Below are 10,725 nucleotides of genomic sequence, written 5' to 3' on the forward strand. Positions count from 1 at the left end.
TTCGTCAAAATACCTTTGAACTGCCATAATCTTAAAATCAGTTGAATATTTAGTCATAAAAAACACCCCATAATTATTAGATTTTTATGTCTAACAATTATGGGGCACTTCACACTGCTTTAACAGTATTTAGAGCTCATAAATATTTTATCCAACGCTGCCTTCCATTTGGTAATTGATCAAACGGTTCAGTTCAACGGCATATTCCATTGGTAATTCTTTCGTAAATGGTTCAACAAAGCCCATCACGATCATCTCAGTCGCTTTTTCTTCCGAAATCCCACGACTCATTAAATAATACAGCTGTTCTTCTGAAATCTTAGAAACTTTAGCCTCATGTTCCATCGAAACATTACCATTTAAAATTTCATTAAATGGAATTGTATCACTAGTTGATTTCTCATCCATAATGATCGTATCGCATTCGACGTGCGCTAAAGATCCATCGCTGTGCCGACCAAACCTGACCTGGCCTCGATAATCCACACTACCTCCGTCTTTGCAAAGTGACTTCGAAACGATCGATGATGACGTATTCTTCGCATTGTGGATCATCCGTGCTCCGGTATCTGAACGAATATCCTTGCCGGCAAATGCGATCGACAACATTGTGCCGCGTGCACCCTGACCGTCCAAATAAACACTTGGATATTTCATCGTGACTTTCGAACCCAAGTTACCATCGACCCACTCCATCGTGGAATTTTCCAACGCCTGAGCCCGTTTCGTTTCCAAACTATAAACGTTATCTGACCAGTTTTGAATGGTCGTGTAACGGCAGTAAGCATTCGGTAAAACATTCACTTCGACTACCGCAGCGTGCAGACTGTCTTGCGAATAATTAGGTGCTGTACAGCCTTCAACATAGTTAACACTTGCACCTTCATCCACGATGATCAGTGTCCGTTCAAACTGCCCTGAATTGCCTGCGTTGATCCGGAAGTAACTTTGAATAGGTGTCGTAACCTTCACACCTTTTGGCACATAGATAAAGGTTCCACCCGACCAGACTGCCGAATTTAAGGCTGCCAATTTGTTATCTGTTGGCGGCACCAATTTGCCAAAATACTTTTTAACTAGTTCTGGGTATTTTTGCACTGCAGAATCGGTGTCCATAAACACGATCCCAGTTTTCGCAAATTGTTCTCGCATGTTATGGTAAACCACTTCTGATTCATACTGTGCCGACGAGCCTGCCAAGTATTCACGTTCAGCCTGCGGTACACCTAATCGATCAAAGGTTTCCTTAATTTCTGGCGGAACATCGTCCCAACTCCGGGCAACTGAATCCGAATCACGTCTAAAATAATTAATCTTATCCAAATCTAAAGCAGATAGATCTGGGCCAAAATCTGGCATCGATAGTTCCTGATAAATTTTATAGGCATTTAGTCGAAAATCCAGCATCCATTGCGGTTCATGCTTAACAGCTGAGATCTCACGAACAATATCTTCGGTCAATCCTTCACCAGTGGTATAAATCGGTTGAATATCATCTTTAAAGCCATATTTATATTCTCCACCAACATCAGGTACAGTATTAGTCATTTCTCTCACTCTCCTCTAGGGCTTGATAAGCTGCTTTCCAGGCTAAAGTTGCACATTTAATACGGGCTGGAAACTGAGCCACACTTTGCAAAATAACGGCATCTCCCAGCAACTTAGCTTGGTCTGGGACTTCTTTACCCATCACCAGATCTGAGAAGCCTAGCACCATTTTTTCGACCTCTGCGGGTGTTTTGCCGATAATCTGGTCGGTCATCATTGAAGCCGAGGCCTGTGAAATCGTACAGCCCGTTCCAGTATATCCTGCAGCAGCGATTTTCCCATCTTGCATTTTCATTTGGACAGTTAACACATCCCCGCAAGTTGGGTTACGCAGCTCTAACTCATGATCAGCTTGTGGTAAGGGATGGTTATTATGCGGATGTTTGGCATGGTCCATGATCACCTGCCGGTATAAATTATTTAATCTAGCAAGAGCCATTTAAAAAGAACTCCTTTGCATCTAAAATTGCTTTGATCAACAAATCTGCATCTTCTTTAGTATTATACAAATAAAAGCTTGCTCGAGCAGTTGCGCTGACTCCGAGATAGTTCATGAGCGGCTGAGCACAGTGGTGCCCGGCCCGAACTGCAACACCGTCCATGTCTAATGCACTCGCTAAGTCATGGGGGTGTAAGCCGGTTAAATTAAACGACAAGATTCCCGTCCGTAGACTTGGGTCTTGCGGTCCATAGATTTCCAGACCATCAATTGCTTGCAGCTGCGGTAAAACATAGCTGATCAATTCCTGTTCATGCTTAGTGATCTGTTCGAGACCAATCGCTTGCAAATAATCGATGGCGGCTCCTAAACCGATCACACCAGCGATATTTTGTGTGCCGCCTTCGAACTTATACGGTACTTCTTTAAAATCAGTTTCGTACAAGCCAACGTTAGCGATCATTTCCCCGCCAAATTCAAGCGGCGGCATTTCATTTAAGAGTGCCAATTTTCCCCATAAAACACCGACGCCAGTTGGCGCCAACATCTTGTGGCCGGAAAAGGCATAAAAATCAGCACCTAATTCCTGCACATCTACCGGCAAATGCGGTACAGCTTGTGCACCATCAACGACCATTACTGCTCCATGCGCATGGGCTAACTGACTGACAGCTTGAATTGGATTGACCACACCCATCACGTTTGAAGCATGACACAATGCCACAATCGCCGTCCGATCAGTGATCAAGTCAGCTGCACTCTGCAAGTCCAACTGTCCGTCAGCAGTCAGTTCAATATATTTTAGCTTTGCACCGACTTTTTTGGCTAATTGCTGCCAAGGCACCAGATTACTATGATGTTCCAGATACGACAAGACAATTTCATCGCCGGCCTTAACGTGTGTTGCCCCGTAACTGGCAGCCACCCAGTTGAGCGCTTCTGTCGTCCCTTTAGTAAAGACAACTTCATGCCAATCGTTACCATGAATAAAATCCGTCACTTTTTGCCGCACCTGCTCATAACGTTCTGTAGCTCGTTGTGCTAGGGTGTGCACCCCACGATGAATGTTTGCATTATCATTTTCATAAAAATCTCTGACTGTCTGTAAAACCGCGAGCGGCTTTTGGGTGGTCGCTGCGTTATCTAAATAAACTAACGGCTCGTCATTGACTTTTTGCGCTAAGATGGGGAAATCAGCCCGCCAATTATTCATCTTTTTGCCCATTGATCAATTTCCTTTCGATCATTTCAGCCAAGATATCCCGGACTTCCTTGGATGGCAACGCCGACAAGACTGGTCCAAGGAACCCTCGAATAACTAAACGTTCAGCAGTCGCTTGATCGATCCCGCGACTCATCAGGTAATACATTTTTTGTTCGTCCACTCGACCAACACTAGCAGCATGTCCAGCAACAACATCATTATCATCGATCAGTAAGATCGGGTTCGCATCTCCGCGGGCTTTAGTCGACAACATCAAGACCCGACTTTCCTGCTGGGCTTCCGCTCCCTTTGCGCCATGAACAATGTGACCGATTCCATTAAAAATCAAACTCGATTCTGCTAAAATCACTCCATGTTGCAAAATATTTCCCAGCGAATGCTGACCATAGTTGGTGACCCGAGTATCAATGCCTTGCACCTGTTGTCCCGTTGAGATCGCCACGACTTTTACTTCAGCATGGGAACCTGCCCCGACTAATTCAGAATCAAAGTCACCCACAATATTACCGTCGTTCATCATCCCCATGGACCAATCGATTCTAGCATCTTGTTCTAGGTAGCCACGGCGATTCAGATATGCAGTGGTGTGTTCTCCTAAACGATCGACACTGGCAAATTTGATATGACTGCCTGGTTCTGCAATCACTTCTTCGATAATATTAGCGGGACACTCCTGCTGCCCATAAGTCCCTGTATTTTCCAAATATGACAACTCACTGCCTCGATCAGCAATCAGCAGCAAATGATGAACGTAGTCGCGTGACTGCCGTGCATCTTGGAAGAAATACGACGTTAGCGGTTGTTTTAACACCACGTTTTTGGGCACATAAATCAAAAGTCCACTCGTCAAATGAGCCACATGTTCTGCGTTTAACCGGTTTTCTGTCGGCTTAGTGGCTTTAGTCATGAAATACTTTTGCACGAGGTCGGCATGTTCTTTTAAAGCAGTCAGCCAGTCACAAACGATCACGCCTTTTTCTTTGAATTCAGCCGGTAAGTCTGCCTGCAATAGCTGTGATCCTAGTTGAACAATATTAGCTTGTTGAGTCGCTAACTCGGTCAATTCAATTGGCTCTTCATTAACTTCGGGCCGTTGGGTCACATTAATTGGCCAAGACCGATAGTTTATTTTTTGAAAATTAGGTAAAGCCAACTCAGCCACGGCTTGATCAGCCTGAAGCCGAAGAGTAGTGAACCAGTCTGGTTCATTGGTTTGTTTAGCATACTCGATAATTTCTTGAGCAGTTTGCGTTACAACCGTCATTTGGTCCACCCCCTATTCTTCGTCGACTAGTTTAACGTCTAGGCCTAATTCATCTCTTAATCCAGCATAGCCTTCATCTTCCAATTTAACTGCCAAATCAGCAGAACCGGATTTCACAATTTTTCCGCCCATCATCACATGGACCACATCCGGCTTAATATAATTTAACAAGCGCTGGTAATGAGTAATGATCAACGACCCAAATTCAGGGCCGCGCATTGCGTTCACACCCCGGGAAACAACCTTTAAAGCATCGATATCTAGCCCGGAATCAATTTCATCTAAAATAGCAAATTTAGGTTCGATCATCATGAGCTGCAAGATTTCATTCCGCTTTTTTTCACCGCCAGAAAAGCCCTCATTCAAATAACGCTCGGACATCTCTTGAGTCATATCTAAAGTGGTCAGTGTTTGGTCTAATTTTTGGAGAAATGCAGGGATCGACATTTGGTCATCCTCTGGGCGCCGAGAATTAATGGCAGCCCGAATAAATTCTGCATTCGTAATGCCTGGGATCTCAGCCGGATATTGCATGGCCAAAAACAAGCCGGCACGTGCTCGCTGATCAACTGGTAAACCAACGATACTTTGACCATCGATCAAGATATCCCCTGATAGGATCTCATAGTCAGGATTGCCCATGATCGATTCTGATAAAGTTGACTTTCCGGTCCCATTTGGTCCCATGATCGCATGAATTTCGCCAGTGGACATGGTCAAATTGACCCCGGTTAAAATTTCTCTTTGTTCTTCTTTTGCTTTAACATGTAGATCTTTTACCTCTAAAGTCGCCATAATCTTTCTCCTTCATGTTCATGTTAAGTTTTTTCTCATTCATTTTAATGCAATTGAGAAACATTTTCAATTAGAACTCAGTCTTGATCCAACCAATTTTCTTCGTAAACTGCTTCTTTAAACCCACAAGTTAAGTGGTCGCCATCAACCATCAATGGCCGTTTAATCAGCTTTCCGTCCTGAGACAATAGGTCGGCTGCCTCTTCGTTAGTCATCGTTGGTAACTTTTCTTTTAAATTTTGTTGGCGGTAATGTTGTCCGCTAGTATTAAAGAAATAGCGCAATGGTTGTGAAGAATTATTCAGCCACTGCAAGAGATCAGCACGTGCTGGCGGAACTTCTACTAAATCTTGCGAATCGTATTGAACGTCATGTTCATCCAACCACTTTTTCGCTTTTTTACACGTTGAACACTTCGAATAACAATAAAACATCTTCATTGCAGTCCACTCCTTTAAATTATCATTTAACTCATATATTTTGTTCAATACATTCAGTATGGATTAGATGAACATAAAATTCAAGTCACCTTTTCCTAGAAATAACATTGCTTAACCGTCCAAATTTGAAAATTTTTTTAATTAAAAAAGACACTAACCAAACATGGTCAGTGTCTCAAACAGCTCGATTCATAACCGAGCTGTTATTTAAATTCCTTATTGTTGCTAAACATGTAACTCTTATAATGATATCTCATTGACATGATCAGCCCGATCCCAATCATATTACCAATTAAGGCTGACCCCCCTTGACTCACAAACGGCAAAGGAATACCAGTCAGTGGTAAAAGTCCGATACTCATCCCGATATTTTCAAACACGTGGAAAATGATCATCATGATCACGCCGGTAGAAATATAAGCATAGAATTCGTTTTTCGTATCAAAGGTGACTTGGATCATTTGGAAAATCAGCAAGAGGTAGATAAAAATCAACACACAGGCGCCGACAAAACCAAAGTTTTCACCGATCACAGAAAAAATCATATCTGATTCACGGACAGGCACATAAACCTTAGAAATATTAAAACCTTTTCCTAATAACTGTCCAGACCCAATAGCTTTCATACTCTGCCATAACTGATAAGCACTCGAGGATGTGTTGGCCGATGGATCTAACCAGGAATCAATTCGTTTAAACTGATAATCCTTAAAGCCAATCGACAGTAATAGCGTCCGATCATACACCACTAGGAAGATCAAAAAACCACCTAAAAGTGCGACGATCGCAAAAGTCGGGATAATAATTTTCCAAGAGATCCCTGATAATAAAACTACGCCGCCAAAAATCGCAAAGAACACTAACATGGTCCCAAAGTCATTTTGCAGCTCCAATAACACAGCGACTGGCAAAGTCCAGCCTGCCATCTTACCAATCAAAAGCCAGTCCCCATTCATCGTATGGGTCGGGTTTTCCGTATTATGCTGCGTCACGATCCGCCCCAGCATCAAAATGTAAGCCGGCTTCATCACCTCTGACGGCTGGAAAGTAATTGGTCCAAATGCAAACCAACTCTTGGCCCCAGTTAACATCGCATATGGTCTACTATACAAAAACAGAACAGCAATCAGTAAGAAAATTCCAAAGCCATAAACCAATGGCGCAACTTTCCACAATTGTTCAGCATCAAATTGCATGATGAACACCACTAAGATGATCCCCAATGTATAAAAGACCGCCTGTGAGATCATGGTTCGTGCAATACTAGTTGTGCTAGTATCATGACTGGCAGCCACATAGATCGAAGCAATCCCGATCACGGCCAATAAGAGCACGGACAAGATAATTCCCCAATCGATCCGAGAATCTTGCTCCTCACGTCTTCTTAAATTTGTATTCATATTGAACGATCAACGCTCCTTTATTCAAAATTCCTAGCTATGGTGCAAATGGAATTCACGGATCAAGGCATCGATCCCAGCTGATTTATTACTGGTATGTGTTTCTTCGCCATTTGGAAAACGAACAACACAACGTTTACCGTCCTGTTGAATCGTCCCCAGCGATTTTTTGCCTAAGGTGAATTGACTAACCATCACACCATCGATGCGCTGTTCTTCTTCAACAATTTCAATATTTTTTTCTTTTTTCACTTTCATTCCTCCATTTAGCAGCAATTGAATCCTCTTCTTCAACCCAATCAGTATTACGAACGAGCGAAAACTTCTCTGGTACAGGATCATATCCCCCACGAATAAATGGATTACAACGTAAGATCCGGGCCATGGCCATTAAAAAGCCTAAGGCACCGTGTTTTTCAATTGCTTGAATCGCATAGTTAGAACACGTCGGATAATACCTGCAAGATGGAGGAAATAAGGGAGAAATCCACTTTTGATATAACCTTATTGGAAAAATCAAAATTTTTTTCACAACTACCACCAGCTAATTATTTTAAGTCAGTTATTTTTTCAGGTGTTTCCAATAAAATTCCTGTTCCCTTTGCAACATCTTGTAAAGGAGTTTCAGAAACATGAACTGGCACGCCGAGATGTTCGCTGAATAACTCAGCCAAACCATCGATCAAAGCGCCGCCGCCGGTCAACATTACACCATGGTCAATAATATCAGCAGCCAATTCGGGTGGAATCTGGCCTAAGAGTGCCTTAGCGGCCACAACAATGCTTTCCAATGTATCATGGATCGCACCTTCGATTTGATTAGAGTCCAAAGTAATTTCCTTTGGCAACCCATTCACTACATCACGGCCACGAACCTGAGTTTCTTCATGGCGATGATCGGCCACAGCAGTCCCAATTTCTATTTTAATTCTTTCAGCTGTATGTTCACCGATCAATAAACCAAAGTTTTGGCGGACAAAGTTAACAATATCAGTGTTTAAACGGTCTCCAGCAACTCGTAATGAACTGCTGGCAACAATATCACCTAAAGAAAGCACTGCAATATCGCTGGTTCCCCCACCAATATCAACGACCATGTTACCCACTGGTTTAAAAATGTCTAAGCCAGCTCCAACGGCTGCAACTTTAGGTTCAACATCCACGTAGACCACACTGCTGCCTGATTTTTCAGCAGCTTGGCGAATAGCTTTGCGTTCGATGTCTGTCGTGCCTGTTGGACAGCAAATTAAAATATTGGGCTTAGAGACCAATCCCTTCACATTTAACTTCTTGATAAAATACGACAGCATTTGTTCAGTCATATCAAAATCTGCAATGACGCCATCTTTTAATGGACGAACCGCCCGGATATTTCCCGGTGTCCGGCCAACCATCTTGTACGCTTCTGAACCAACTGCCAATAAACGCTCTGTATTGGTGTTAATTGCAACAACAGAGGGTTCATCCAGTACAATACCTTTGCCTTGAACGTTGATCAAGACATTGGCTGTCCCCAAATCTATTCCAATATCTTTTGCCATGATTGTTCTCCTTTAATTTCTAATTAAGTCTATCAAATATTTTTAGCCATATCTTATTTATTATAGCAGACAAGCTAATTACTGTACATAGGCACTGTACCAGTGAACGCGGGCCGCTTCAACTAATCGTGCCTCGTATTTCAATAACATGCCGCTAAAAAGACAAAAACGTCCACTTTTATTTAAGTGGACGTCCTGAAAAAAACTAATTGTTAGAGTTTTCCCAGTTTCTAGTCCGGCTAATTTTGGGCCTTTTTCTTCAAATCAAGAGGGTTCGCAGACAAATCGTCTACTCGCTTGATCGAAGCTCCTAATGCCGCTAGCTTCTGGTTAAAATGATAGTAACCACGATCCAGATACTTCAAATTAGTAACCTGGGTGATATTCTTGGCAACTAATCCCGCAAGTACTAAGGCCGCTGCAGCACGCAAATCAGTCGCAGCAACTTCTGCACCAGTTAAAACATTGGGACCATACATTACCGCAGAATCGCCTTCAATTTTGAAGTTAGCGTTCATCCGGCGCAGTTCTTCTAAATGCATAAAACGATTTTCAAACACAGTTTCGGTCATCACGCTAGTACCATTGGCCATTAATTGTAAAATACTCATTTGTGGCTGCAAGTCAGTTGGGAAACCAGGATGAGGCAAGGTTTTCACTGTGGTTGCCTGTAATTGTTCAGGCCCGATCACGCGAACGCCGTCTGCTTCATCTTTAATTGCAACACCCATTTCCTCTAATTTAGAGATCAATGGTTTATTATGTTCAGCAATAGCATCTTTAATCAAGACATTTCCCTTGGTCAAAGCCGCAGCGACCATGAAAGTACCTGCTTCAATTCTATCCTGGATAATGGCGTGTTCTGCACCATGCATCACAGGAACACCTACGATCTTGATTGTTTCCGTTCCTGCCCCAGTAATTTTAGCTCCCATCTGATTTAACACATTAGCCAAATCTACAATTTCTGGTTCACGCGCCACGTTTTCAATGACCGTGGTCCCTTTAGCTAATGTCGCTGCCATCATAATGTTTTGTGTTGCACCAACACTAGGAAAGTCCAAGTAAATATTAGCCCCGACTAAACCAGTAGTCGTTGCTTCTATGTACCCATCATGTTGTTCGATCTTAGCACCTAAAGCTTCCATACCCTTCAAGTGCAAATCAATTGGGCGTGTCCCAATTGCACATCCGCCAGGCATTGCAACCTTCGCATGCTTCAAACGTGCCAATAAGGGGCCTAAAACAACGATTGAGGCCCGCATTTGGGAAACATACTTGAATGGTGCTTCATAAGATAAGTCGCCAGTTGCGTCCAAAGTAATGGACTTTTCAGCTTCATTAAAGCCAACTGTGACGTTTAAAAAGCGAATCACATTATTCATGGTATAAACATCTGACAAAATTGGAACATTTGTCAAAACTGTTCTTCCGGTTGCTGGCAAGATACTTGCCGCTAAAATAGGCAAGACAGCGTTTTTGGCACCTTCAATACTGACGGTTCCGCGCAATCTTTCGCCACCGCGTACGATTATTTTTTCCACAGTTATTCCTCCAATAAGTCAAATAGAGTAGATTATTCTAGTTTTTTAAGCTCATTTTACAAATAAGTAAGAGAGATTTCGAAGATTGTCAACAAAGCTCAAGAAAAATTGACTGCACAAAAAGCCGACCGCAACTGAAAGTAAAACTAACACTAGTTTAAACTTTCCTTGCCGTTCAGGCACAATATAGTGATCCAACCGTAAAGATTGGAGTGCAGTAAATGCTAAAGCAATGAAAATAAAATGACTAACTATTGTTAAGATTGCTGAAAATCCCAACCATTTCATGAAAATCCCTCAAATCCTTGTTCTAGCACTAATCATATCATATGCAAAGAATTGCAAGCAACTAGGAAGACCGTTTGAGAGCTATCTTTTAACTAAATTTTATGAAACATTAATTTACGCCTAGTTTCGGGTCTAAACTTTTTAGTGTTGATGAGTTGATCATCAGCACTTTTTTTCTACGCAAAAAGGACATCATTTGTCCTCGTGTGCTACGATTAAAGTGTCTAATTAAAATCAAAGC

General features: G+C 42.3%; 12 protein-coding genes. All 12 read right to left on the minus strand.

What is annotated here, in order from left to right; translation table 11 throughout:
• Positions 1-147 precede the first annotated feature (147 nt).
• The 12 genes from sufB to LPAF129_RS10540 all read right to left on the minus strand — a co-directional run bounded on the left by sufB (position 148) and on the right by LPAF129_RS10540 (position 10,484).
• Complete coding sequence (gene sufB / locus LPAF129_RS10485; RefSeq protein ID WP_244056969.1) at positions 148-1,548, minus strand: Fe-S cluster assembly protein SufB; 1,401 nt, start codon at positions 1,546-1,548, stop codon at positions 148-150.
• The gene (gene sufU, locus LPAF129_RS10490) at positions 1,541-1,987 is read right to left on the minus strand and encodes a Fe-S cluster assembly sulfur transfer protein SufU (RefSeq protein ID WP_244056971.1); all 447 of its coding nucleotides are present in this window, start codon (positions 1,985-1,987) and stop codon (positions 1,541-1,543) included. Before sufU ends, sufB begins: the two co-directional genes overlap by 8 nt.
• On the minus strand, positions 1,974-3,212 hold the full coding sequence (locus LPAF129_RS10495; protein WP_244056973.1) for a cysteine desulfurase: 1,239 nt from the start codon (positions 3,210-3,212) through the stop codon (positions 1,974-1,976). Before LPAF129_RS10495 ends, sufU begins: the two co-directional genes overlap by 14 nt.
• Positions 3,193-4,476 carry a Fe-S cluster assembly protein SufD gene (gene sufD / locus LPAF129_RS10500; protein ID WP_244056975.1) on the minus strand — a complete coding sequence of 428 codons (1,284 nt, stop codon included), beginning with the start codon at positions 4,474-4,476 and terminating at the stop codon, positions 3,193-3,195. Before sufD ends, LPAF129_RS10495 begins: the two co-directional genes overlap by 20 nt.
• 12 nt (positions 4,477-4,488) lie before the next feature.
• Positions 4,489-5,271, minus strand: coding sequence for a Fe-S cluster assembly ATPase SufC (sufC, locus tag LPAF129_RS10505; protein ID WP_244056978.1), 783 nt, complete (start codon positions 5,269-5,271; stop codon positions 4,489-4,491).
• 77 nt (positions 5,272-5,348) lie between these two features.
• A complete protein-coding gene (locus LPAF129_RS10510) occupies positions 5,349-5,711 on the minus strand; it encodes an arsenate reductase family protein (protein WP_244056981.1) in 363 nt (120 codons plus the stop codon).
• A 203-nt stretch (positions 5,712-5,914) separates the two neighbouring features.
• Positions 5,915-7,111, minus strand: a complete 1,197-nt coding sequence (locus tag LPAF129_RS10515) for an FtsW/RodA/SpoVE family cell cycle protein (protein ID WP_244056982.1) — start codon at positions 7,109-7,111, stop codon at positions 5,915-5,917.
• Positions 7,112-7,144: 33 nt separating this feature from the next.
• Positions 7,145-7,363: a DUF2969 family protein gene (locus LPAF129_RS10520; protein WP_244056985.1), complete on the minus strand. Its 219-nt coding sequence runs from the start codon at positions 7,361-7,363 to the stop codon at positions 7,145-7,147.
• Positions 7,341-7,643, minus strand: a complete 303-nt coding sequence (gene yidD, locus LPAF129_RS10525) for a membrane protein insertion efficiency factor YidD (RefSeq protein ID WP_244056989.1) — start codon at positions 7,641-7,643, stop codon at positions 7,341-7,343. Before yidD ends, LPAF129_RS10520 begins: the two co-directional genes overlap by 23 nt.
• A 16-nt stretch (positions 7,644-7,659) precedes the next feature.
• A complete protein-coding gene (locus LPAF129_RS10530) occupies positions 7,660-8,652 on the minus strand; it encodes a rod shape-determining protein (RefSeq protein WP_244056992.1) in 993 nt (330 codons plus the stop codon).
• 239 nt (positions 8,653-8,891) lie between these two features.
• The gene (murA, locus tag LPAF129_RS10535; protein WP_244056994.1) at positions 8,892-10,196 is read right to left on the minus strand and encodes a UDP-N-acetylglucosamine 1-carboxyvinyltransferase; all 1,305 of its coding nucleotides are present in this window, start codon (positions 10,194-10,196) and stop codon (positions 8,892-8,894) included.
• Positions 10,197-10,247: 51 nt separating this feature from the next.
• Positions 10,248-10,484, minus strand: a complete 237-nt coding sequence (locus LPAF129_RS10540) for a DUF1146 family protein (RefSeq protein ID WP_244056996.1) — start codon at positions 10,482-10,484, stop codon at positions 10,248-10,250.
• Positions 10,485-10,725: the final 241 nt, after the last annotated feature.

The organism is Ligilactobacillus pabuli, assembly GCF_022836475.1.
Taxonomy (GTDB): Bacteria; Bacillota; Bacilli; order Lactobacillales; family Lactobacillaceae; genus Ligilactobacillus; species Ligilactobacillus pabuli.